Source organism: Pseudophaeobacter sp., from assembly GCF_048267565.1.
Lineage (GTDB): Bacteria > Pseudomonadota > Alphaproteobacteria > Rhodobacterales > Rhodobacteraceae > Pseudophaeobacter > Pseudophaeobacter profundi.
In genome coordinates, this window is record NZ_JBLWXG010000002.1 from 274819 (window position 1) to 297075 (window position 22257).

Below are 22257 nucleotides of genomic sequence, written 5' to 3' on the forward strand. Positions count from 1 at the left end.
TGGTCCGTTTTGTACGGACCACCATAGTAGGGCGGGGTGCAAATGCAAAACCCCGGCCATTGGCCAGGGTGCAGGGCAGGTCCGCTTGGCGAGGCCGCTGGGAATGGGTGATCAGCTGCCGCAGCGTTTTTCTGCATCCTCGACTGCAGCGGTAAAGCCCAGCAGGGAAAAGGCGTCTTTGGTCTGGGTGCCACGCGCAGAACGTGCAGTCAGCACCGCGTCGGCGCCGCGCTTCATTGCGGTGATGATCTTGGCATCATCCGCTGCGGTTGCAGGCCAGGCCCATTCGCCTTCGGTAAAGAGTTCAAATTCGCTGTCGCCGATGGTCATGTTGACGGTCGAGCCGGGCGCGAAGGGATAGCCGCCGGTAAAGGTCACCTGACCATTGCCGGCATTGTCGGGCCGGTAGAACACAAACAACTGGATTGCGCTGCGGCGCACGGCAACAACGCGGCCATCGCGGGTGTTGACGCTTTCCTTGGGGGCTGAAACGCCCCAACATTCTTTGGGGCTGTCGCCCTGAAAGACGCTCCAGTCCACATTGGCGCCGACGCGATTGTCGGTTGTGGTCTGCTGCGCGGTTGCAGATGTGGCCATAGCGGCCAGACACAGGCCCGCGACTATACGGGCGAGTTTCGATGCCATTTGTCCCGACTCCAAGACTGTCTCTACCTCAATTACGATGAGAGCAAGCGGCGTTTAAACCGCCGTCTGTACCAGATGCTCTCGCTTGCCATACACAAGCACACTAACGTAACAAGCGCTACGGGCGAAAGTGCGTTTGGCAGGAATTCGCCAAGAAAAGAGGCTGAAACAATGACGAAACCAGTTCCAATGGCTGAAATTTGGCGTGGGTCTCTGTTGGAGAGCCTGCATCTAGGGCATGCGGTGATCTGTGATGACAGTGGCCAGATTGTGCGCAGCTGGGGCGACCCGGAAGCGGTGATCTATCCGCGCAGCTCTTCCAAGATGATCCAGGCACTGCCCTTGATTACCTCGGGTGCGGCGGCAAAATACGGGTTGAGCACAGAGCAGCTGGCGCTGGCCTGTGCCTCGCATAACGGGGCGCATATCCATACCGACCGGGTGAACAACTGGCTGTCGCAGTTGGGGCTGGGTGACGATGACTTCCGCTGTGGCCCCCAGGAGCCCGCCGACCGACCCGCCCGCGACGAACTGATCAAGAATGACGCCAGCCCCTGCCAGGTGCATAACAACTGTTCCGGCAAGCACGCTGGCTTTTTGACCTTGAACCAACACCTGGGTGCCGGGCCAGACTATGTCGAGGTCGATCACCCGGTGCAGCAGGCCTGCCTGACGGCCTTTGAAGAGGTGACGGGCATGTCCAGCCCCGGTTACGGCATTGATGGCTGTTCGGCGCCGAACTATGCCACCACGGTGCATGGGCTGGCGCGGGCGATGTCCTGGTTTGCATCGGCTGGGGATCGTTCGGACCGCGCCTCGGCGGCGGCAGCAGAGCTGAGTGCTGCCATGATGCTTCACCCCGATCTGGTGGCGGGTGAAACCCGCGCCTGCACCAATCTGATGCGCGCCATGGGGGGCAAAGTGGCGGTGAAAACCGGGGCCGAGGCGGTGTTTATTGCCATCATTCCAGAAAAGAAGCTGGGCGTTGCGGTCAAAATCGTTGATGGCGCCACCCGTGCCAGCGAATGCGCCATCGCCGCGATTCTGGTGGGGCTGGGCGTGCTAGAGGCTGATCACCCCGAGACCCGCAAATACCTTGATGCGCCGCTGCTGAACCGGCGTGGCATCGACTGTGGATCTTTGCGGCCCAGCGCCGAGCTGCGGTTCTAAGCGCCTCTAGAATTTGCTTACATGCAAAGGCCTGCTCCGAAGATCTGGGGCAGGCCTTTGCATTGTGTACCTGTGGTCCCAGGCTGAGGCTACATTTCGATCAGTGGCGCAACCTCAACCGAGCCGGTGCTATCGGCCACCAGGGGGCAGCCTCTGGCCATGGCGCAGGCAGCGGCCTGGTCGGCGGCTTCAACCACGGAATAGCCCGAGATCGGATTGGCTCCGCCGTCTTCTGTCGTGCCAGTGCTGGCGACGGTATGTGACTTGCCGACCGGGTTTCCCGGAACCACCAGGGCCGCGCCAAGGTCGTCCATCCATGCGCGCCAGGCTGCCATCGCCGCAGCACCTGCTTCGGCGGTTTCGGGGGTATTGCCGCCGTGATAGGCGAATATGAACTGTGGCATTTTCTGTCCTCCTTGGGGGCTGGTGTATCGTGGGTGCTTTGGACCTGTGCTTGGCACGGTTGCCGCAGGCAATTGGTCAGCGCGGGGCGATCCATCGCTGCTGCTGATCACCCGGCAGTGTGTCGCCATAGTTAGTGATAATGGCGATTTTGGGAAGGGCGGCCCGGCCGTGGAGGGATTTTGTGCTGAATCCCCTTCCGCTGGGTGTGCGAGGTCAGAGCATGTCCCAGATCAGCTTCGCGGCCAGCGACAGCGAGGTTAGTACCAGAAGCGGTTTGATCATGGCAGCCCCTTTGGACTGCGCCAGGGTGGCCCCAGCCTGGGCGCCTGCGATCTGCGCCAGCCCCATGCACAGCCCGGTGATCCACCAGGGCGTCGCCACAACCGCAAAGGCACAAAGAGCCCCGGCGTTGGAGGCGAGGTTGAGCAATTTGGTATGGGCGGTGGCCTTGAGCACGCCGTAGCCTGCCAGCGACACAAAGGCGAGCATATAGAAACTGCCCGCCCCTGGCCCCAACAGCCCATCATAGGCACCACAGAGCGGCACCATGGTGGCGGCAAAGAGACCCGCGCCCATGCGCCGGGCGCGGTCCAGATCGCCCAGCCCTTTTTTGCAGGCAAAGAACAGCGCGATCCCGATCAGCAGCACCGGCAGGATCATTCGAATCCACCCGGTGGGCAGAATGGTGATCAGCAGCGCGCCGGCAATCGAGGCGGCAAAGGCAATAAGGGCAGAGCCCGCCTGGTCTCGCAGGTTCACATGGCCGCCCTTGGCGTAGGCTCGTGCCGCAGTGGCTGCGCCAAAGAGACCCTGAATTTTGTTGGTGGCCAGTGCCGTGACCGGGTTCGCCCCAGCCAAGAGCAGCACTGGCACGGTGATCAAACCGCCGCCACCTGCCACCGCGTCAATAAACCCGGCGGCAAACCCTGCCGCCATGAGAAGCAGCAGGGTCTCGATCCCGACCTCAAGCATATGTGCTATCCTTTGAAATCGTCGCGGGCATAGCCCTGCAGATACAAGAGCGCCGTCAGGTCGCCGTGGTTGACGCGGATCTGGCACTGCGCCGCCACCGAAGGTTTGGCATGCAGCGCAACGCCGGACCCGGCCCGAGTCAACATGCCCAGATCATTGGCACCATCGCCTACCGCAATCACCTCTGCTTCGGTGATGGAGAGCTTTTTGGTAATCTGCTCCAGGGCTTCCACCTTGGCCTGGCGTCCCAGGATCGGGCGACCTGCCTCCCCTGTAAGCTTGCCTTCGGCCACAAGCAGCGTATTGGCGCGGTTTTCATCAAAGCCCAGCTCTGTCGCGATGCGGGTGGTAAAGGCAGTGAACCCGCCAGAGACCAGCGCCGCATAGGCGCCATTGGCTTTCATCGTGGCAAGCAGCTGCCGACCGCCCGGCATCAGGCTGATGCGGTTGTCCAGAACCTGCGTAATCACCGTTTCAGGCAGCCCCTTGAGCAGGGCAACCCGTTCAGTCAGGGCTCCGTCAAAATCCAGCTCACCGTTCATGGCGCGGGCGGTGATTTCCTTGACGCGGGTGCCGACGCCTGCCTCTTCGGCCAGTTCGTCGATGCATTCCTGTTCGATCATGGTTGAATCCATATCGGCCAGCAGCATCTTTTTACGGCGGTTGGCGGCGGGCTGAAGGATCAGATCAATCCCCAGCGCCTGGAGGTCCTCCCAGACGTGCCACTGGTTGTCGGGCACTGTGTCCAGTGCAAATTCCGCCGCGATATCGGGTGCCAGCCACTGGGCGCTACCGCCGCCCCAGGCATTGCGCAGTGAGTCCAGCAAGGTGGCATCAAGACAGGGCGTGGCAGGATTGCAAAGCAGCGTGACGATATACATGAGAGAGTTCCATCTGGGCCTTCGGTTGCGGTGTCATAGCGTCCAGAACCCGGATGAGCCAGTCCCGAAGCGGTTTGGCTGTAAACCTGCGCTCAGAGGTCGCCCTTTTCCGACATCATCACGGCGATCCAGCGGGCATTGGGGATCTCGGCCAGGATGATCATGACCATCGCCGTAAGGGGAACCGCCAGGATCGCGCCGGTCATGCCCCAAAGGGCGCTCCAGATGGCCAGTGCCAGCAGCACGGTAAAGGGGCTGAGATTGACAGAACGCCCCAGGAATTTGGGCTCGACATAATAGGCAACAATCAGCTGCGGGATCATCAGCAGCACCAGCACCACACCTGCATGGCTGAAAGAGGTGAACTGGATCAGGCTCATGGTGACGGGAAAAACCACCGCAATGACCGACCCGATATAGGGAATGTAGTTGAGCAACCCGATGAGGATGGCCCAAAAGGCCGGATGGGCGATGCCCAGTAGTTTCAAGATCGCATAGGAGACCAGCGCCAGGATCAGGTTGACCAGTGTCTTGGCTGCCAGATAGCTGCCGATCTTGTCGTTGATCTTGCGGGTGAGCGCCATGGTGTGCTCTGCCTGCATGTTATTGCCCAGGGCGCGGCGCGTCTTGTCCGGCAGGGCGTCAAGTTCGGCCAGTAGAAACACTGCATAGAGCGTGGCAGCGACAATCACCGAACCGCCATTGCTGATGGTCGCCAGCGCGGTGGGCATCAGCGTTGTCGCATCGACCATATCAAGCAGATATTCCCCCAGACTGCCCCAGTTCTGTTCTTGTTTGATGCCCAATGCGGTCAGGAACTTGCTCTGCAGCGCATCAAAATTCTCTGCATAGAGCGGCAAGGCAGTCGAAAGCGTGGTGGCGCTGGCGGTGATAAAGGAGGCTAGAACCAAAAAACTCAGGGTGAAAATCACCAGGGCCAGTAAGCGGCGGAACCGTCGCGGCAGGCGGCCAATCAGGGGCACGGGCATCAGCGCATCGGCGGCGGTGGTCAGGATATAGACCGCAATGATGGCAACCAGCACGGGCAGCAGGATGGCCTGCCCCGCCACCAAGAGCCAGCCCAGCATCAGGATGAGAGCAAGAGAATAGGTGACCTGTGCCAATCTGCTTGTCATTTTCCGCCTCGAATCGTTCGTGCCAGGATGGGGATTTCAGAGTCCTGAAAAGGCCAGGCCTTGCGGCATCTGGACCGCAAAGCTGATGAGACTTTGGTAAGGAAGTTTCCGAAAGGCGTCAAAGCCTGTCGCAAAAAATGCCTAAAGCGGCGCCTCCTGGCGATATATAGGTTGCACTGACCCGTTTTGCCCCCTAGCTCTAGCGGCGGGACACCCTTCCCCAACGAAGGGCAGATATCTGTAAGGATAGCATTTATGGCTACTCAGCAACCGGCGACGCGGCCGGGTAATCCGCGTTTTTCTTCCGGCCCCTGTGCCAAACCCCCTACATTTGAACTGTCCAAACTGGCCGACGCCCCCCTGGGTCGCAGCCACCGCGCGAGCGTTGGCAAGGCCAAGCTGAAGTCGGCCATCGAAGGCACCCGCGAAATCCTGGGCATCCCCGCTGACTATCGTATCGGCATCGTTCCCGCGTCTGACACTGGCGCGGTTGAAATGGCCCTGTGGTCGCTATTGGGCGAACGCAAGGTTGAGATGCTGGCCTGGGAAAGCTTTGGCGCTGGCTGGGTCACCGATGTGGTGAAGCAGCTGAAGATCGACGCCGAAGTGAAAACCGCCGACTACGGTCAGATCGTTGATCTGGCCTCTGTCGATTGCACCAACGATGTGGTCTTTACCTGGAATGGCACCACCGCTGGCGTACGGGTTCCCAACGCCGACTGGATTGCCGATGACCGCGCCGGTCTGACCATCTGCGACGCAACCAGCGCCGCCTTTGCGATGGATCTGCCCTGGGACAAACTGGATGTGACCACCTTCTCCTGGCAGAAGGTTCTGGGCGGTGAAGCGGCCCATGGGGTGATTGTTCTGTCGCCCCGCGCTGTGGAACGGCTGGAAAGCTACACCCCGGCCTGGCCCCTGCCAAAAATCTTTCGCATGACCAAAGGCGGCAAGCTGATCGAGGGTATCTTTACCGGTGCCACCATCAACACGCCGTCGATGCTGGCGGTCGAGGATTACCTCTTTGCGCTGGACTGGGCCCGTTCGGTGGGTGGCCTGACAGGCATGATCGCCCGCGCTGATGCCAATGCGCAGGCCGTGTTTGATTTCTGCGACGCCAACCCCTGGATTGCCAATCTGGCCGAAGACGCGGCGACGCGCTCCAACACCTCGGTCTGTCTGAAGTTCACCGATGACCGCATTCAGGATGGCGCTGCCTTTGCCAAGGCCGTGGCCAAGCGTCTGGAAGCGGAGAACATCGCATTGGACATCGGCGCCTATCGTGATGCGCCTGCCGGTCTGCGGATCTGGTGTGGTGGCACGGTGGAAACCGCCGACATCCAGGCCATGCTGCCTTGGCTTGCCTGGGCCTTTGAGGCCGAGATCGCCGCACAAGGCTAAAGTGTTTTTGCCCGGCCGATAGGCCGGGCAGCGCCCAACCGCCCCGTCTTGCCGAAGGCAAACCTTTGGTTTGACGGGCGGGCGCATCGCCCCCTTCCCTCGGTCGGTTGCTGCCCTAGCGCAGGTCCGGCCCCCGATATTCAAAGGACCTCCAAAAATGGCTCCCAAGGTACTTATCTCCGACAAACTCTCCGAAGCGGCTGTTCAGATCTTTCGGGATCGCGGCATCGACGTGGATTTTCAGCCCGATCTGGGCAAAGACAAGGACAAGCTGGCCGAAGTGATCGGTCAGTATGATGGTCTTGCCATCCGTTCGGCCACCAAGGTGACGGAAAAGATCCTCGCCAATGCGCCCAACCTCAAGGTCATCGGCCGCGCAGGCATCGGCACCGACAACATCGACAAGGAAGCCGCGTCGAAAAAAGGTGTGATCGTGATGAACACGCCTTTTGGCAACATGATCACTACCGCCGAACATGCCATCGCCATGATGTTTGCCGTGGCGCGCCAGATCCCCGAGGCCTCTGCTTCGACCCATGCCGGCAAATGGGAAAAGTCCAAATTCATGGGCACCGAGCTGACCAATAAAACCCTGGGCGTTATTGGCGCCGGCAATATCGGTGGCATCGTTTGTGACCGCGCCCGTGGGCTGAAGATGAAGGTCGTTGCCTATGACCCCTTCCTGGGTCAGGAAAAAGCCGACAAGATGGGCGTTGAAAAGGTAGAGCTGGACGACCTGCTGGAACGCGCCGATTTCATCACCCTGCACGTGCCCTTTACCGATGCCACCGCCAATATCCTGAGCCGTGAAAACCTGTCCAAGACCAAGAAAGGCGTGCGCATCATCAACTGTGCCCGTGGTGGTCTGGTGGACGAAGAGGCCCTGGCCGAGGCGCTGAAATCTGGCCATGTTGCCGGTGCCGCCTTTGATGTGTTCTCTGAAGAGCCCGCCAAGGAAAATGCCCTGTTCAAACTGCCCAACGTGGTCTGCACGCCGCATCTGGGGGCCGCCACCTCTGAAGCGCAGGAAAACGTCGCCCTGCAGGTGGCTGAACAGATGTCGAACTATCTGCTGACCGGTGCGGTGGAAAATGCGCTGAACATGCCCAGCGTAACGGCCGAAGAGGCCAAGGTCATGGGCCCCTGGATCAAACTGGCTGAACATCTTGGCTCTTTTGTGGGGCAGATGACGGATGAGCCCATCAAGGCTATCAACATTCTCTATGATGGTGTTGCTGCGGATATGAACCTGGAGGCGCTGAATTGTGCGGTGGTTGCGGGCATCATGAAAAAGGTGAACCCGGATGTGAACATGGTCTCGGCCCCTGTTGTGGCCAAGGAACGTGGCATTCAGATCTCGACCACCAACCAGGACAAAACCGGAGCCTTTGATGGCTACATCAAGGTGACAGCAGTAACCGATAAGCGCGAGCGCTCGGTTGCGGGTACAGTGTTCTCGGATGGCAAGCCACGTTTCATCCAGATCAAGGGTATCAATATCGACGCCGAGGTGGGCGCACATATGCTCTACACCACCAACAACGACGTGCCCGGCATCATCGGCACCCTGGGTCAGACCATGGGTGAGCATGGCGTCAACATTGCCAACTTTACCCTGGGCCGTGCCGAAGCCGGTGGTGAGGCCATTGCGCTGCTTTACGTGGACGACGTCGTCCCCGCCGAAGCCCGCGCCAAACTGGCCGAAAGCGATCTGTTCAACCAGATCAAACCGCTAACCTTTGATGTCGCCTGATCAAGGCAACAGGTTTCTGAATGGTCAAAATGCTCCCGCCCTGTCAGGCGGGGGCATTTTTTCTTGCGGTCGTATCGTTTTGTGCAGGCTGGGGCTTTATCACCAACCAGGCAAAAACCAGCATCGACATCAGGAAAATCAGCGATCCGATTTTGGCGGGTGTTTCGGTGACGTCTAGAATGGCTAGGGCGATACCCGGCACCAGAACCACCAGCGCCACAAAGGTGAGTACAAAATGCATCCTTGCCAGCCCTGTCGCTGCGGCATGTGGCGTCAAGTGATAGTAAAAGGCGAAGAGCGCGCAGCTCACCCATCCCAAAAGGTTCAGATGGCCATGGGCTGGCGATAACTCATGGTTCTGGCTGGCTGCCATGGCAATGCCCCAGACAATGCCACACAGGGCAGAGAGGATTGCCAGGATCATGAAGCTACGGCTTAGTCCTGTCATGGGGTGTTTCCTTTCTTTTCTATTCGCAGGGGAAGTCTGCCAAGCCCGCATGAATTTTGGAAATTTATTGTTTGTATGATATGAATTGACGGCATGAATTTATCTGGTTTCGATCTCAACCTTCTCAAGGTGTTGGATGCGCTGCTGCAAACGGGATCGACCACCGGGGCCGCCAAAGAGGTGGGCCTGTCGCAGCCTGCGGTTTCTGCGGCTTTGAAACGCCTGCGGCACGCTTTGGAAGATCCGCTGTTTGTGCGCCAGGGGCGCCTGCTTGCGCCAACTGAATTTGCCCAAAATCTAAGAATCCCGCTGCGCGAGGTGCTCAACCGTACAGAGGGGATTTTGTCCGGGAGTGACCAATTTTCCCCCGAAACGACTGAAACCGTCTTTCGGCTGTTGGGAAGCGATTTCTACGCCGAGCTTTTGATGCCGCAGTTGGCCTTCCTGCTGACAAAAGAGGCGCCTGGCATCAAGGTGCAGCTGGTCGATTCCAGATTGGATCAAGATATCGAAGCTTTGGAAAGTCGCGGTCTGGATATGGCCCTGGTTCCGGCAACCATGTTCCCCAAGTGGGTAGAGACGCGGGACCTGCTGTTGTCACAGTTTCTGGTCATTGCCCGACGGGGGCATCCTGATCTGTCCCAAAGGGGGATCACCCCAGGCGATGTTCTTCCTCTGGATCTATATTGTGGGCTCAACCATGTGTTGTTTTCAGCCGCCGGAAAACTGCAGGGACAGGGCGATCTGGCCCTTGCCGCCCTTGGCAGACGACGAAATGTGGTGATGACTTTGCCTGGATTTACAGGGGTTTGTAACGTGGTATCCCAAAGTGATCTGTTGGCTTTGGTACCGGAGCAATTCGCGCGGCGCGTGGCCCCCAAGCTTGGCTTGGGTATTTATCAACCACCGTTTTTCGTAGAACCGGTACAAGGCGTTTTGGCATGGCATACGCGCCTGTCCACAGCGCCTGCACACCGTTGGCTAAGAGATCGTATTGCGGTGCTTCTCAAGGCTCCATAGCCAAGGTAAGTGTTTGTTTCCACTATTTGGGACGCAGGAATGCGGCTAGAAAACACAATATATGAGGGTATCGAATGCTGAATCCGATCTACGCAATTGGTGATATCCACGGCCAACGCGATATGCTGGAGACCGCCCTGGCGCGGATCGAGGCAGACGGCGGGCCGGACGCACGGGTGGTGTTTCTGGGGGATTATGTTGATCGCGGGCCAGATTCGCATGGCGTGATTGATATTCTGGCGCAGGGCATGGCCGCTGGACGCAACTGGGTCTGCCTGCTGGGCAATCATGACCGGATGTTTTCAATGTTCCTCGAGGACTACCCGCGCACTGATGACCGTTTGTTGGTCGGCTACGACTGGCTGCATGCGCGCATCGGCGGGGAAGAGACGCTAGGGTCTTATGGGGTTGAGGTCGGCGAACGCCGCCGGATTCATGAGGTGCATGCGGAGGCGCGGCAGGCTGTTCCGGATCACCACCGCGCCTTTCTGGCGGCACTGCCAGATTATCACCAAGAGGGTGAACTATTGTGCGTTCATGCCGGCATTCGCCCCGGCGTGGCGCTGCAAGAACAGATCCAGAATGACAAGATCTGGATCCGGCAGGAATTTCTGGAATATCAGGGGGCGCACCCCTGGCTTGTAGTGCATGGCCACACCCAGGTGGCCGCCCCCGAACATCACGGCAATCGGGTTAATCTGGATTCAGGTGCCGGATTTGGTCGTCAGCTGACAGCGGCGGTTTTTGAAGGCCGCAAGTCCTGGGTGCTGGAGGAGGCGGGGCGCAGGCCGTTGCTGGCAGAGTAACGAGGCAAAGCCCCGGAATGTGCTGCATGTGAACTTTTTGATAACGAAAACCCGGTTAGGTTGAACCAGTGATCGGCGACCTGGTGGCAGCCTGAACGGTTAAAAAGTTACAGAGGTCCTGTGCTGCCGTGGTAACAAGTGGCGATATGGCTGCAAGGCTTTGATTTATTTTGCGGTCGCTGATCACTACTGATTGTGTTGCCCCTGTCGCGTTCGCGTCTTTGCATGTGGTTGGCGCGCTTTAGTTGATCTTGCATGTATTCGTTGCGCAAAACCGGTGCTCGCTTTTGCGCAACATGCTCTCGTTTCGGTTTAGCACCAGTCCAGCACCACCTTGCCGCTGTTGCCTGATTTCATCGCGGCAAACCCCTTGGCAAAGTCTTCAACCCCAAACCGATGGGTGATGACCGCGCTGACATCCAGCCCGTTTTGCAACATGGCAATCATCTTGTACCAGGTTTCAAAAATTTCACGGCCATAGACCCCTTTCAGGGTGATCGCCTTAAAGACAATCCGGCTCCAGTCGACGGGGGATTTTCCCGGCGGAATCCCCAAGAGCGCGATACGGCCCCCCATCACCAGGGCTTCGATCATCTGATCCAGCGCGGCCTGGTTGCCAGACATCTCCAGCCCGACGTCAAAACCCTGGCGCATGCCAAGTTCGGCAATTACATCGTTCAGGTCTTCCGTCGCGACATTCACGGGCCGCACATTTGCGACCTTGGCAGCCAGCGCCAGTCGACCGGGGTTTACATCGGTGATGGCCACATGGCGGGCACCAGCGTGGCGCGCCACGGCTGCCGCCATGATACCGATCGGGCCTGCGCCGGTGATCAATACGTCCTCGCCCACCAGATCAAAGCTGAGCGCGGTATGCACTGCATTGCCAAGCGGATCGAGAATGGCGCCGATGTCATCCGGGATGTCATCCGGCAGCGGCACCACATTAAAGGCCGGCAGGGCCAGATACTGGGCAAAGGCTCCCTGTTCGTTGACGCCGATGCCACGGGTTTCGGGGTCCAGATGGAACTTGCCGGCCCGGCTCTGGCGGGAGTGTTTGCCAATCAGATGCCCCTCGCCGCTGCAGCGCTGGCCAATCTCCAGATCGGTGACATTGCGGCCAAGTTCGACGATTTCGCCGGCAAATTCATGGCCGGTGATCAGTGGTACGGGCACGGTTTTCTGCGCCCAGGCATCCCAGTTCCAGATATGGACATCGGTGCCGCAGATACCGGTTTTGTTCACCTTGATCAGCACCTCGTCGGGGCCGATTTCCGGCACCGGTGCCTGCACCTTCCACAGGCCTTCTTCGGGCCGGGATTTTTCTAGCGCGATCATGGTGTTCGGCTTGGCCCAAACTGTCATGAGATCACCCCTAATGCGCGACCTACCTTGCCAAAGGCAGCGAGGGCACGCTCCAGTTCCGGGCGTGTTAGGGCGGCACTCATCTGTGTACGGATGCGGGCCTGCCCGCGTGGCACCACCGGAAAGAAAAAGCCCGAGACAAAGACGCCTTCATCAAACAGGCGCGCGGCCATGTCCTGCGCCAGTTGCGCCTCGCCCAACATCACCGGCACAATGGGGTGTTCGCCCGGCAGCAGATCAAACCCCAGATCGGTCAGACCTGCGCGCCAGAACTTTGTGTTTTCAAATAGCTGTGTGCGCAGATCTGCGCCTTCCTCGACAAGGCGAATGGCCTCGATCCCGGCAGCAACGATAGAGGGCGGCAGCGAATTGGAGAACAAATAGGGCCGCGCCCGCTGCCGCAGCAGGTCGATCACTGGCTGCGGCCCGGCGATATAACCGCCAATGGCCCCCCCAAGTGCTTTGCCCAATGTCCCGGTGAGGATATCCACATCCACCCCCGCATGATCCGGCGTGCCAGCGCCATTTGGCCCCATGAACCCGGTGGCGTGGCAGTCATCCACCATCACCACGGCGTCATATTTATCCGCCAGGGCGCGGATTTCCGGCAGCTTGGCCAGATAGCCATCCATCGAGAATACCCCGTCGGTTGCAATCATGATATGGCGCGCGCCATCTGCGCGGGCCTGTTTCAGCCAGGCCTCCAGGTCGTTCATGTCGCTGTTGAGGTAGCGATAGCGTTTCGCCTTGCACAGGCGCACCCCGTCGATGATCGACGCATGGTTTAGACTGTCAGAGATAATTGCATCTTCTGGCCCCAAGAGCGGTTCGAACAAGCCACCGTTGGCATCAAAGCAGGCGGCAAACAGAATGGCGTCATCCTTGTTCAGGAATTTTGCCAGGCGTTGCTCCAGCGCGCGGTGGATATCCTGGGTGCCGCAGATAAAGCGGACCGAGGCCATGCCAAAGCCCTTGTCATCCATCACCCCACGCGCGGCGGCAATCAGATCGGGGTGATCGGCCAGCCCCAGGTAGTTGTTGGCACAGAGGTTGATCACCTGACGGTCACCCACCGTGATTTCGCCCCCCTGTGGGGAGGTGATCATTCGTTCCCGCTTGTACAGGCCGTCGGCCTCAATCTGGGCCAGCGTTTCAGAGATATCGTTCAGAAATGCAGTGCTCATAGCGGGAAACTCCTTATCCATGGAATTGCATCTACCATAACGGATTTGATTCCCAAATAGAAGATTTCACTATCTCGGAAAAAAATCCGTGAAGATGGATTTTCCATGGAGAGAACCGCCCCCACCATGGCGCGGGCGCATTGCAATACAGGGCCTGACAGTCCGCACCAAGGTGGAGTTGCTGCGCTATATTGCAAAGGATCTGGCGGGTGGGTTTCAAATCACCCGGCCGCCGATGTCTCACGGGACGATTAGAAAACCGTCCTGTCAGGATTTGAAATCAGGCATCTTTCACAATCAGAAATACCCGCGCGGGCCCATCAGGGGCGGTGATTGCATGGGGCACATCGCCTGCGTAACGGGCGGTATCGCCTGCGTGCAAATGGTCTGACGCGCTGCCAGAGGTCACTGTGATTTCACCTTCCAGCACGGTCAGCTGTTCTAGTGCGCCACGGGTGTGTGGGGCACTGTTGAGGGCGCCACCCTTGTCAAAGCGGATGTCATAGACCTCATGCCCGCCGGCCTCTTCCGGGGGGGACAGGATGCGAATGCGGCAGCCTTCCCCGATGTTTTCGATCTTCGGAACATCGACAGCGCGCAGCACCTCGATCCGGTCTTGCATGTCGCCGGCTTCCAATAGGCCGGCAAAATCCACCTGCAGGGCGCGGGTCAGATTCCACAGTGTGGCAATGGTTGGGCTGCTTTCGCCACGTTCGATCTGGCTGACCATCGAGCGGCTGACGCCGGAGAGATTGGCCACCGCCTCAAGCGAAAGCCCCTTGGCGCGGCGGGCCTCTTTCAGGCGGGCAGGCAGCAGGGTCAGGATATCGTCTGTATGTTCCGTCATAACAGATGTCCTGCGGGGTCTGCGCTCTTTTGTCAATGACGGGACGTTCACAGATCAAGGGGGCAGACAGGGCGATGCTGCGGCTGCATAATGGGCGCAACAGACCTTTGAGGAGAAAAAAACCATGACTGATATTGTCATCCTGGATGGTGCCCGCACCGCAATTGGCACCTTTGGCGGGGCGCTGGCCAATACGGCCCCTATTGATCTGGCTGCGGCTGTATCCAAAACAGCGATGCAGCGCTCTGGCGTCGACCCCGCGCAGATTGGCCATGTGGTCTTTGGTCATGTGATCAATACCGAACCACGCGATATGTATCTGAGTCGCGTTGCCGCGATGCAGGCCGGCGTGCCCCATGGCACCCCGGCGATGAATGTGAATCGTCTGTGCGGATCGGGCGCGCAGGCGCTGGTTTCCGGCATTCAATCGCTGATGCTGAAGGATGCGGAATTCGCCCTGGCCGGGGGGGCGGAAAACATGTCGCGCAGCCCCTTTATCATGCAGCAGCAGCGCTGGGGCGCCAAGATGGGTGATGTCAAATCGCTTGATATGATGCTGGGCGCGCTGAACTGTCCCTTTGGCACCGGCCACATGGGGGTGACGGCAGAAAACGTTGCAGATGAGCATGACATCACCCGCGAACAGATGGATGAATTTGCCCTCGCCAGCCAGACCCGCGCGGCGGCCGCAATCGCTGCGGGCCATTTCAACAGCCAGATCACGCCGATCGAGGTCAAGGTCAAGCGCGACATGGTGCCCTTTGAGGTGGACGAGCACCCCAAGGCAACCTCGCTTGAGGCGCTGGCGGGGCTACGGGCGGTGTTCCAAAAAGACGGACGCGTCACGGCCGGCAATGCCAGCGGCATCAACGATGGCGCCGCGGCGCTGGTGTTGGCACGGGCTGAGGCGGCCGAAAAGGCCGGTCTGAAACCCAAGGCACGAATTCTGGGCTATGCCCATGCCGGGGTGCGCCCAGAGGTTATGGGCATTGGCCCGGTTCCGGCGGTGCAGAATCTGCTGGCCAAGACCGGCCTGAAGGCGGGCGATTTCGATGTTGTCGAGAGCAACGAGGCCTTTGCCTCGCAGGCGCTGGCGGTGAACAAGGAGCTGGTGCTGGATCCGGCAAAGGTGAACCCCAATGGCGGCGCCATTGCGTTGGGCCATCCTGTTGGCGCCACTGGCGCAATCATCACCCTGAAAGCGCTATATGAACTGGAGCGCACTGGTGGGTCGAAGGCTTTGATCACCATGTGTATTGGTGGCGGTCAGGGGATTGCCCTGGCGATCGAGCGTCTTTGAAAATGAGAGGTGGTAGGGGGGCCTTGCCCCTCTGGCCCTTTGGGCCATTCACCCCAAGGTATTTTGGGTAAGATGAAGGGGGCGCGGCGATTGCGGCGCCCTTTCTTGTTCAGCTTATTAGCTGGTTGACGAGGAGGGTGAGCAGGATCCCAGCGGTCGCGCCAACTGCGGCAGGGGTGTGCCAGGTGCGGTTCTTTTTATCGCCGCCGGGTTCCTGGGATTGGGCAATGAGGGCCTGTTCCATCAGGGCAGGCAGGCGGGGGCCAAACCGGGCCATGACCCTGGCGGTTTTCATCAGGTCAGAGGCCATGGCGCGCGGTCCGATGCTCTTTTTGATGTAGTCTTCGACCACCGGTTGCGCGACTTCCCAGATGTTGATCTTGGGGTCGAGAGAGCGGGCGACGCCTTCTACCACCACCATGGTGCGCTGGAGCAGGATGAGTTCAGTGCGTGTTTCCATGCCAAAGCGTTCGGTGACCTCGAACAGGTAATTCAGCAGGCTGCCCATGGAGATATGGCTGGCGTCCATGCCAAAGATGGGTTCCCCGACCGCGCGGATGGCGCGGGCGAATTCATCCACATCGCGGTTTGCCGGGACATAACCTGCTTCGAAATGGACCTCGGCGACGCGTTGGTAATCGCGTTTGATAAAGCCAAAGAGGATTTCGGCGTAGACCCGGCGGGTGTATTCGTCGATATGCCCCATGATGCCAAAATCATAGGCGATGATATTGCCGTTGGCGGCGACCTTGAGGTTGCCCTGATGCATATCAGCATGGAAGAAGCCATCACGCAGCGCGTGTTGCAGGAACAGGGTGAGCACCCGTTTGGCCAGGGCTTGGCGATCATGGTCGGCTGCATCCAGGGCGGCATTGTCGCCAAGTGCGGTGCCATCGGCCCAGTCCAGCGTCATTACCCGGCGCGCCGAGGCTTCCCAGCGGATGCGCGGCAATTGAAAGCCTTCATCCTCGGCGGTATTGGCGGCAAATTCCGAGGCGGCGGCGCTTTCGAGGCGTAGGTCTAGCTCTCCCTGTACGACGCCGGCAAAATGTTCGATCACATCCATCGGGCGCAGGCGGCGTGCGCCGGGGGCAAAGAGATCGACGATGCGGGCGGCAAAGTAGAAGGCGTCGACATCCCTGTTGAAGGCACGTTCGATGCCGGGGCGCAACACCTTGACCGCGACATTTTCGCCGGTCTCTGTCAGGCGGGCGCGATGGACCTGGGCGATCGAAGCTGCGGCGATGGGTTCGCTGAATTCCGAGAAGATCTCGGCCAGGGGGCGGCCCAGTGCGCTCTCTACCTCGGCCATGGCGGCAGCGCGGGAAAAGGGGGGCAGTTGATCCTGCAGCACGCGCAGCTGTTGTGCCAGATCGTCGCCAACCACGTCGGGGCGGGTCGAGAGCACCTGGCCGAATTTGATATAGGCGGGCCCCAGCGCGGTGAGCGCACGGGTGGCGGGCGGCATTGAGGGATCGCCCTTGTAGCCGAGCCATTTGAAGGGCCAGCCCAGGGTGCGCGCCAGGATGCGCAGCGGTTTGGGGGCCTCAAAGGCGTCAAGTACCAGATTCATTGCACCGGTGCGCTCGAAGGTGGCACCGGTGCGGATCAGGCGGATAATGTTGTGTGGGCCGCGCATTCTCTAGATTTTCCAGCCGGAGTGCAGCGCGGCAATGCCCAGCGACAGGTTGCGGTATTTGGCGTTGGCAAAGCCTGCGGTTTTCACCATCTCCAGAAAGGTATCCTGATCGGGGAAGTTGCGAATTGATTCCACCAGATACTGGTAGCTGTCGTAGTCACCAGCGATCAGCTTGCCCATGCGGGGGATGACGTTGAAACTGTAAAGATCATAGAGCTTTTGCATGCCATCATTGGGCAGCTGGCTGAATTCCAGTACCATCAGGCGACCGCCGGGCTTCAGTACACGAAAGGCTTCGTTCAGGGCCTCTTGCGGGCGGGTGACGTTCCGGATGCCAAAGGAGATGGTGTAGACGTCAAATGTGTTATCCTTGAAGGGCAGCGCCATGGCGTCGCCGGTGACCCAGTCAAGGCTGTCGGCCATTTGTTCGGCTTCGGCGCGTTTGCGCCCCTCGATCAGCATTGGTGCGGTGAGGTCCAGAACGGTAGAATGGCCATGACCTGCGCGTTTCAGGAAACGAAAGGAGATATCACCAGTGCCACCCGCCACATCAAGCAGACGCTGACCTGGGCGCGGCGCCAGCCAATCCATCATGGCGTCTTTCCAGATGCGGTGGATTCCCATGCTCATCACGTCATTCATGATGTCGTATTTTGAGGCCACGGAATTGAACACACCCTGCACCCGGCCTGCTTTTTCATGCTCTGGGACGGTTTCAAAGCCAAAATGGGTGGTGCTGTCTGATCTATCGCTCATGTGGCTTGCCGTTTTATTAGGATCGCCCCAGTTATAGGGCCTTGAAGGGCAGGCACAATGCGGCCCTTATGTCATACAGGTTTAGGGAGCGATGTAATGCCTGAATTGCCCGAGGTCGAGACCGTGATGCGGGGTTTGCTGCCTTCTATGCAGGATGCAGTGATTGCGCAGGCACATGTGAACCGCCCGGATCTGCGCTGGCCCTTCCCCGAGCGCATGGCAGAGCGGCTAACGGGCGCGCGGGTCGTGGCCCTGCGGCGGCGGTCAAAATATATCCTGGCAGAGCTGGATCGTGGCGAAACCCTGCTGGTGCATCTGGGCATGTCGGGGCGGATGACGGTTTCGGGCGATCCCCTGGGCCAGTTTGCGCATGATCATCCACAGGCGGAAAAACATGATCATGTGATCTTTGACATGGAGAACGGTGCCCGGATTACGTTTAATGATCCGCGCCGATTTGGTGCCATGGATCTGATCGACACGGGCGGGTTGGCTGAACATAAGCTTTTGAAGGTGCTGGGGCCGGAACCTCTGGGCAATGATTTCCACGAAGATTACCTGATTGCGGCCTTCGCGGCGAAGAACACACCGGTGAAATCGGCGCTGCTGGATCAGGGAATCATCGCGGGCCTGGGCAATATTTATGTGTGTGAGGCTCTTTTTCGTGCACAGATTTCGCCCATACAAAAGGCAGCCCAGATCGCACCAGAGCGGGTTGCCGGCCTGGTTCCGATCATCCGGCAGGTGCTGGAAGATGCGATCAAAGCCGGGGGATCTTCGCTAAAGGATTTCCGCCAAGCCAGTGGAGAACTTGGATATTTTCAACATAGCTTTGATGTCTATGGTCGCGAAGCAGCCCCCTGTCGTAGGGTGGGATGTGGGGGGGAGATTGAGAGAATCACCCAATCCGGGCGATCCACCTTCTATTGTGGCAAGTGTCAAAGATAGCTTGAACGCGATATCTCTCGTGGTAATGACTCGTTTCTGAACGGAACAACGAAAGCATCAATTATGGCCTATGAGACGATCAACGTCGATGTGCAGGACCACGTTTGCCTTATCAAACTGCATCGCCCCGAGGCGTTGAACGCGCTCAATGCTGCGCTTGTGAGTGAGCTTTGCGCTGCGCTGGAAGAAGCAGATGACAGCGACAAGGTGCGCTGCATCGTCCTGACCGGTTCGGAAAAGGCCTTTGCGGCCGGCGCGGACATCAAAGAGATGGCAGAGCTGAACTTTGCTCAGGTGTATTCCAGCAATCTCTTTGCCCAGGTGAATGATCGCATTGGCGCCATTCGCAAGCCGATCATCGCAGCTGTGGCGGGATATGCCCTGGGCGGCGGTTGTGAGCTGGCGATGTTGTGCGATTTCATCATCGCGTCGGAAACTGCCAAGTTTGGTCAGCCCGAAATCAACCTGGGCGTTGTGGCCGGTATTGGCGGCACGCAGCGTCTGACCCGGTTTGTTGGTAAATCGAAATCCATGGATATGAACCTGACGGGCCGTTTCATGGGGGCCGAAGAAGCCGAGCGTGCCGGTCTGGTGTCGCGGGTGGTGCCGCCGAAAAAGCTTATTGAAGAGGCCATGGGCGCGGCGCAGAAGATCGCTGAAAAATCCCAGATGACTGCCAAGGCCGTCAAGGAAACCGTGAACCGCAGCTATGAGCTTTCGCTGAGCGAAGGTATGCTGTTCGAACGCCGGGTGTTTCATTCGATGTTTGCAACAGAAGACCAGAAAGAAGGCATGGCCGCGTTCCTGGAAAAGCGCGAAGCCCAGTTCCGCGACAAGTAACTTTTGCAATAGATCATCAGCTAGGGGGGGCAGCCATTGGGTTGGCCCCCCTTTGTTTTTGGTGCCTAGACAGTGCCTCATTACTGGATTGCCTGCGGGCGTGGCCCTGTAAAGACCGGGTTTTGGTAATTGACTTGCATCTTGCACCACATGTCTTTAAGGACCGCTCCCATACATGCGCGTGCAGCCCGCTTGGCTAGAATCACTCCGATGATCCGATCCGGGTTTGGCTGGCTTGCGCCGACATTGAAATACGAACCCAAAGAGAAGGTCATCAGACATGGCAAATACACCTCAGGCTAAAAAGCGCGCGCGTCAGAACGAAAAGCGTTTTGCAGTCAACAAGGCCCGCCGTTCGCGCATCCGCACTTTCCTGCGTAAAGTTGAAGAAGCCATCGAAGCTGGCAACAAAGACGAAGCCGCTGCTGCTCTGCGTCTTGCCGCTCCTGAACTGATGCGCGGCGTCACCAAAGGCGTCTATCACAAGAACACCGCATCGCGCAAAGTGTCGCGTCTGACCGCACGGGTCAAAGCGCTGGCATGATTCCCTGACGGGAATTTCGCGCAAGCAAGAATTTGAAAAAAATGAAGGCGTCGCATTTTTGCGGCGTCTTTTTTATTTGTCCTTATCTGTCTAAGCACTGCTGCAACCGCGAGAGATTCTTTCTTGGCAAAGCATGAGTCAACCGCAGAGTTTCGTTGCCGCTCCCCCTCGCAAATTGCTACCACATGTACAGCGATTCACTCGCTGGGGGACAGGCTGCTCGCGGTGACCTTGACGGGCATCAGGGTTACAAACGGCATGGGGTTCACCGATGGCCAATAGGGTTTTCGGGGGATCACGATGCCGCTGTATTTGAGTTTTAGTCAGCTGCCTTGTCTCATTTGTGTGCAGAACGGTTTTCACTTCTGAAGCGCGCCAAGGTTTGGCGATCTTTGTTGGATAATCGATTGCCCCGTAAGGGAATGCGGTCAGGGTGCCTGACCGTAAACGCAGTTTGTGTGTATATGTGGGTGAGACGTGGCTCCGGTTCGGAGCGTGACAAAATATTAGGCGAAGATGAAGCGGACGGCTGCTTGTTCGGGGATGCATGAGGCGCAGGATGACGGAAGAAAAATGGGGACAGCTCAGGACACGTCTATTAAAGACGGTTGGGCAGAACAACTTTACCACCTGGATTGAACCGCTGGAGTTCAATTCGGTCGATGATGGCGTCGCGGTGTTTCACGTACCGACCAATTTCATGGGCAACTATGTCAGCCAGAATTTTGCAGATCTGATCTTGCATGAATTCAGCCTTTCGGGTGTGTCGGTGCAGCGTCTGGCCTTTCGGGTCGCCGCCAATTCGCCTGCGCGTCCGGTGCGCCAGGTTGAACAGCCCAGCGAACCCTTCGCTGAAATGCAGGCAGGCGGCAGCCAGCCCCAGCAGAATCAGGATGAAGCCCCGGCACGATCGGTCACTTCAGGCGCGTCGCTGTCGAGCAAGGCCACAGCAGCGGCCCCGATGGAGACCCTGCAGGCCGCACCGTTGGATCCGCGCTTTACCTTTGACAACTTTGTTGTCGGCAAGCCAAACGAGCTGGCCCATGCCGCCGCGCGCCGCGTGGCCGAGGGCGGTCCGGTGACCTTTAATCCGCTGGTGCTTTATGGTGGCGTTGGCCTGGGTAAAACCCACCTGATGCATGCGATCGCCTGGGAAATATCGGCCCAGAACCCCGGTTTGAACGTGCTGTATCTGTCGGCGGAACAGTTCATGTATCGTTTTGTGCAGGCCCTGCGCGAGCGCAAGATGATGGATTTCAAACATCTGTTCCGCTCGGTTGATGTTTTGATGGTGGATGATGTGCAATTCATCGCCGGAAAGGATTCCACTCAGGAAGAGTTTTTCCATACATTCAACGCTTTGGTGGACCAGAATAAGCAGATCATCATCTCTGCCGACCGGGCACCGGGTGAAATCAAGGATCTGGAAGATCGGGTGAAATCGCGCCTGCAATGTGGCCTGGTGGTGGATCTGCATCCTACGGATTATGAACTGCGTCTGGGCATTCTGCAGACCAAGGTTCAGCTGCAGCAAAAGACCTATCCCGACCTGCAGATCGCCGATGGCGTGCTGGAGTTCCTGGCGCATCGGATTTCTACCAATGTGCGGGTGCTCGAGGGCGCATTGACCCGGCTGTTTGCCTTTGCCTCCCTGGTCGGACGCGAGATCGACATGGATCTGACCCAGGACTGTCTGGCCGATGTTCTGCGCGCCTCAGAGCGCAAGATCACGGTTGAGGAAATTCAGCGCAAGGTTTCGGAATATTACAATATTCGGATGTCTGATATCATTGGTCCCAAGCGCCTGCGCTCCTATGCGCGGCCGCGTCAGGTGGCGATGTATCTGTGCAAGAAACTGACCAGCCGCAGCCTGCCGGAAATTGGTCGCCGCTTTGGTGGTCGTGATCATACCACGGTGATGCACGGGGTGCGCCGCATCGAAGAGTTGAAGTCCACCGATGGTCAGATCGCGGAAGACGTGGAAATGCTGCGCCGGTCGCTCGAATCCTAAAGCCTGTGGGTGCAAACCTGCAAAAATACACGGCTCCGGTTTTCCGGGGCCGTTTTTATTGCAGCACTTGGGGCGGCACTTGGGCTTGCCCCCTTGACGCTGTTGATTTTCCCTTGGAAAACTTCATAAAAGCCTTGTGCATGAGGGGTAAACCGCTACTTTGCCTATCCCGGACATTGCATTGAC

21 protein-coding genes are annotated in these 22257 nt (G+C 58.6%); 10 read left to right on the forward strand and 11 right to left on the reverse strand.

What is annotated here, in order from left to right:
- Positions 1-111: 111 nt before the first annotated feature.
- Entirely contained in the window at positions 112-645 is a 534-nt protein-coding gene (locus ACN0VH_RS07760) for an invasion associated locus B family protein (protein ID WP_417700203.1), read from the reverse strand.
- Between the two features lie 171 nt (positions 646-816).
- On the opposite strand from ACN0VH_RS07760, the gene ACN0VH_RS07765 reads away from it, so the two are divergent.
- A complete protein-coding gene (locus ACN0VH_RS07765) occupies positions 817-1815 on the forward strand; it encodes an asparaginase (RefSeq protein WP_417700205.1) in 999 nt (332 codons plus the stop codon).
- 89 nt (positions 1816-1904) lie between these two features.
- Here the strand turns inward: ACN0VH_RS07765 and ACN0VH_RS07770 are convergent, their stop codons facing one another.
- The 4 genes from ACN0VH_RS07770 to ACN0VH_RS07785 all read right to left on the reverse strand — a co-directional run bounded on the left by ACN0VH_RS07770 (position 1905) and on the right by ACN0VH_RS07785 (position 5209).
- Positions 1905-2219 (reverse strand): YciI family protein, encoded by a 315-nt coding sequence (locus ACN0VH_RS07770; RefSeq protein WP_417700206.1) that lies wholly within the window; start codon positions 2217-2219, stop codon positions 1905-1907.
- Between the two features lie 214 nt (positions 2220-2433).
- Complete coding sequence (locus tag ACN0VH_RS07775; RefSeq protein WP_278922093.1) at positions 2434-3192, reverse strand: TSUP family transporter; 759 nt, start codon at positions 3190-3192, stop codon at positions 2434-2436.
- Between the two features lie 5 nt (positions 3193-3197).
- Positions 3198-4073 (reverse strand): phosphoserine phosphatase SerB, encoded by an 876-nt coding sequence (serB, locus tag ACN0VH_RS07780; RefSeq protein ID WP_278922092.1) that lies wholly within the window; start codon positions 4071-4073, stop codon positions 3198-3200.
- A gap of 92 nt (positions 4074-4165) precedes the next feature.
- A complete protein-coding gene (locus ACN0VH_RS07785; protein WP_278922091.1) occupies positions 4166-5209 on the reverse strand; it encodes an AI-2E family transporter in 1044 nt (347 codons plus the stop codon).
- Between the two features lie 255 nt (positions 5210-5464).
- Between ACN0VH_RS07785 and ACN0VH_RS07790 the strand changes: the two genes are divergently transcribed.
- The gene (locus ACN0VH_RS07790) at positions 5465-6610 is read left to right on the forward strand and encodes a phosphoserine transaminase (RefSeq protein ID WP_278922090.1); all 1146 of its coding nucleotides are present in this window, start codon (positions 5465-5467) and stop codon (positions 6608-6610) included.
- Positions 6611-6767: 157 nt separating this feature from the next.
- A complete protein-coding gene (serA, locus tag ACN0VH_RS07795) occupies positions 6768-8363 on the forward strand; it encodes a phosphoglycerate dehydrogenase (RefSeq protein ID WP_278922089.1) in 1596 nt (531 codons plus the stop codon).
- Between the two features lie 43 nt (positions 8364-8406).
- Here the strand turns inward: serA and ACN0VH_RS07800 are convergent, their stop codons facing one another.
- Complete coding sequence (locus ACN0VH_RS07800; protein ID WP_417700208.1) at positions 8407-8811, reverse strand: hypothetical protein; 405 nt, start codon at positions 8809-8811, stop codon at positions 8407-8409.
- Between the two features lie 93 nt (positions 8812-8904).
- Between ACN0VH_RS07800 and ACN0VH_RS07805 the strand changes: the two genes are divergently transcribed.
- A complete protein-coding gene (locus tag ACN0VH_RS07805; protein ID WP_417700209.1) occupies positions 8905-9831 on the forward strand; it encodes a LysR family transcriptional regulator in 927 nt (308 codons plus the stop codon).
- A 74-nt stretch (positions 9832-9905) separates the two neighbouring features.
- Positions 9906-10637 carry a metallophosphoesterase family protein gene (locus tag ACN0VH_RS07810; RefSeq protein ID WP_417700210.1) on the forward strand — a complete coding sequence of 244 codons (732 nt, stop codon included), beginning with the start codon at positions 9906-9908 and terminating at the stop codon, positions 10635-10637.
- 312 nt (positions 10638-10949) lie between these two features.
- Here the strand turns inward: ACN0VH_RS07810 and tdh are convergent, their stop codons facing one another.
- The 3 genes from tdh to ACN0VH_RS07825 all read right to left on the reverse strand — a co-directional run bounded on the left by tdh (position 10950) and on the right by ACN0VH_RS07825 (position 14033).
- Entirely contained in the window at positions 10950-11975 is a 1026-nt protein-coding gene (gene tdh, locus ACN0VH_RS07815) for an L-threonine 3-dehydrogenase (RefSeq protein ID WP_278922345.1), read from the reverse strand.
- Between the two features lie 23 nt (positions 11976-11998).
- Positions 11999-13186 carry a glycine C-acetyltransferase gene (locus tag ACN0VH_RS07820; protein ID WP_417700211.1) on the reverse strand — a complete coding sequence of 396 codons (1188 nt, stop codon included), beginning with the start codon at positions 13184-13186 and terminating at the stop codon, positions 11999-12001.
- Between the two features lie 280 nt (positions 13187-13466).
- Entirely contained in the window at positions 13467-14033 is a 567-nt protein-coding gene (locus tag ACN0VH_RS07825; RefSeq protein ID WP_278922085.1) for a helix-turn-helix domain-containing protein, read from the reverse strand.
- A gap of 124 nt (positions 14034-14157) precedes the next feature.
- On the opposite strand from ACN0VH_RS07825, the gene ACN0VH_RS07830 reads away from it, so the two are divergent.
- The gene (locus ACN0VH_RS07830) at positions 14158-15333 is read left to right on the forward strand and encodes an acetyl-CoA C-acyltransferase family protein (protein ID WP_417700213.1); all 1176 of its coding nucleotides are present in this window, start codon (positions 14158-14160) and stop codon (positions 15331-15333) included.
- Between the two features lie 109 nt (positions 15334-15442).
- Here the strand turns inward: ACN0VH_RS07830 and ubiB are convergent, their stop codons facing one another.
- Both ubiB and ubiE read right to left on the reverse strand, forming a co-directional pair.
- On the reverse strand, positions 15443-16972 hold the full coding sequence (gene ubiB, locus ACN0VH_RS07835; RefSeq protein WP_278922083.1) for a 2-polyprenylphenol 6-hydroxylase: 1530 nt from the start codon (positions 16970-16972) through the stop codon (positions 15443-15445).
- A gap of 3 nt (positions 16973-16975) precedes the next feature.
- Complete coding sequence (gene ubiE, locus ACN0VH_RS07840; RefSeq protein ID WP_278922082.1) at positions 16976-17728, reverse strand: bifunctional demethylmenaquinone methyltransferase/2-methoxy-6-polyprenyl-1,4-benzoquinol methylase UbiE; 753 nt, start codon at positions 17726-17728, stop codon at positions 16976-16978.
- 96 nt (positions 17729-17824) lie between these two features.
- Between ubiE and mutM the strand changes: the two genes are divergently transcribed.
- The 4 genes from mutM to dnaA all read left to right on the forward strand — a co-directional run bounded on the left by mutM (position 17825) and on the right by dnaA (position 22071).
- Positions 17825-18676 carry a bifunctional DNA-formamidopyrimidine glycosylase/DNA-(apurinic or apyrimidinic site) lyase gene (gene mutM, locus ACN0VH_RS07845; protein ID WP_278922081.1) on the forward strand — a complete coding sequence of 284 codons (852 nt, stop codon included), beginning with the start codon at positions 17825-17827 and terminating at the stop codon, positions 18674-18676.
- A 63-nt stretch (positions 18677-18739) separates the two neighbouring features.
- A complete protein-coding gene (gene acuK, locus ACN0VH_RS07850) occupies positions 18740-19516 on the forward strand; it encodes an acryloyl-CoA hydratase (RefSeq protein ID WP_278922080.1) in 777 nt (258 codons plus the stop codon).
- Positions 19517-19796: 280 nt separating this feature from the next.
- On the forward strand, positions 19797-20060 hold the full coding sequence (gene rpsT, locus ACN0VH_RS07855; protein WP_232401537.1) for a 30S ribosomal protein S20: 264 nt from the start codon (positions 19797-19799) through the stop codon (positions 20058-20060).
- Positions 20061-20619: 559 nt separating this feature from the next.
- Positions 20620-22071 (forward strand): chromosomal replication initiator protein DnaA, encoded by a 1452-nt coding sequence (gene dnaA, locus ACN0VH_RS07860; protein ID WP_278922079.1) that lies wholly within the window; start codon positions 20620-20622, stop codon positions 22069-22071.
- Positions 22072-22257: the final 186 nt, after the last annotated feature.

Bases quoted from the DNA above. Each gene is read 5' to 3' on its own strand.
- ACN0VH_RS07825 (WP_278922085.1), bottom strand. From the start codon at position 14,033: ATGACGGAACATACAGACGATATCCTGACCCTGCTGCCTGCCCGCCTG.
- ACN0VH_RS07790 (WP_278922090.1), top strand. From the start codon at position 5,465: ATGGCTACTCAGCAACCGGCGACGCGGCCGGGTAATCCGCGTTTTTCT.
- ubiE (WP_278922082.1), bottom strand. From the start codon at position 17,728: ATGAGCGATAGATCAGACAGCACCACCCATTTTGGCTTTGAAACCGTC.
- ACN0VH_RS07785 (WP_278922091.1), bottom strand. From the start codon at position 5,209: ATGACAAGCAGATTGGCACAGGTCACCTATTCTCTTGCTCTCATCCTG.
- serB (WP_278922092.1), bottom strand. From the start codon at position 4,073: ATGTATATCGTCACGCTGCTTTGCAATCCTGCCACGCCCTGTCTTGAT.
- ACN0VH_RS07770 (WP_417700206.1), bottom strand. From the start codon at position 2,219: ATGCCACAGTTCATATTCGCCTATCACGGCGGCAATACCCCCGAAACC.
- ACN0VH_RS07820 (WP_417700211.1), bottom strand. From the start codon at position 13,186: ATGAGCACTGCATTTCTGAACGATATCTCTGAAACGCTGGCCCAGATT.
- ACN0VH_RS07765 (WP_417700205.1), top strand. From the start codon at position 817: ATGACGAAACCAGTTCCAATGGCTGAAATTTGGCGTGGGTCTCTGTTG.
- ACN0VH_RS07775 (WP_278922093.1), bottom strand. From the start codon at position 3,192: ATGCTTGAGGTCGGGATCGAGACCCTGCTGCTTCTCATGGCGGCAGGG.
- mutM (WP_278922081.1), top strand. From the start codon at position 17,825: ATGCCTGAATTGCCCGAGGTCGAGACCGTGATGCGGGGTTTGCTGCCT.
- serA (WP_278922089.1), top strand. From the start codon at position 6,768: ATGGCTCCCAAGGTACTTATCTCCGACAAACTCTCCGAAGCGGCTGTT.
- ACN0VH_RS07830 (WP_417700213.1), top strand. From the start codon at position 14,158: ATGACTGATATTGTCATCCTGGATGGTGCCCGCACCGCAATTGGCACC.
- ACN0VH_RS07805 (WP_417700209.1), top strand. From the start codon at position 8,905: ATGAATTTATCTGGTTTCGATCTCAACCTTCTCAAGGTGTTGGATGCG.
- rpsT (WP_232401537.1), top strand. From the start codon at position 19,797: ATGGCAAATACACCTCAGGCTAAAAAGCGCGCGCGTCAGAACGAAAAG.
- ACN0VH_RS07800 (WP_417700208.1), bottom strand. From the start codon at position 8,811: ATGACAGGACTAAGCCGTAGCTTCATGATCCTGGCAATCCTCTCTGCC.
- tdh (WP_278922345.1), bottom strand. From the start codon at position 11,975: ATGATCGCGCTAGAAAAATCCCGGCCCGAAGAAGGCCTGTGGAAGGTG.
- acuK (WP_278922080.1), top strand. From the start codon at position 18,740: ATGGCCTATGAGACGATCAACGTCGATGTGCAGGACCACGTTTGCCTT.
- ubiB (WP_278922083.1), bottom strand. From the start codon at position 16,972: ATGCGCGGCCCACACAACATTATCCGCCTGATCCGCACCGGTGCCACC.
- ACN0VH_RS07760 (WP_417700203.1), bottom strand. From the start codon at position 645: ATGGCATCGAAACTCGCCCGTATAGTCGCGGGCCTGTGTCTGGCCGCT.
- ACN0VH_RS07810 (WP_417700210.1), top strand. From the start codon at position 9,906: ATGCTGAATCCGATCTACGCAATTGGTGATATCCACGGCCAACGCGAT.
- dnaA (WP_278922079.1), top strand. From the start codon at position 20,620: ATGACGGAAGAAAAATGGGGACAGCTCAGGACACGTCTATTAAAGACG.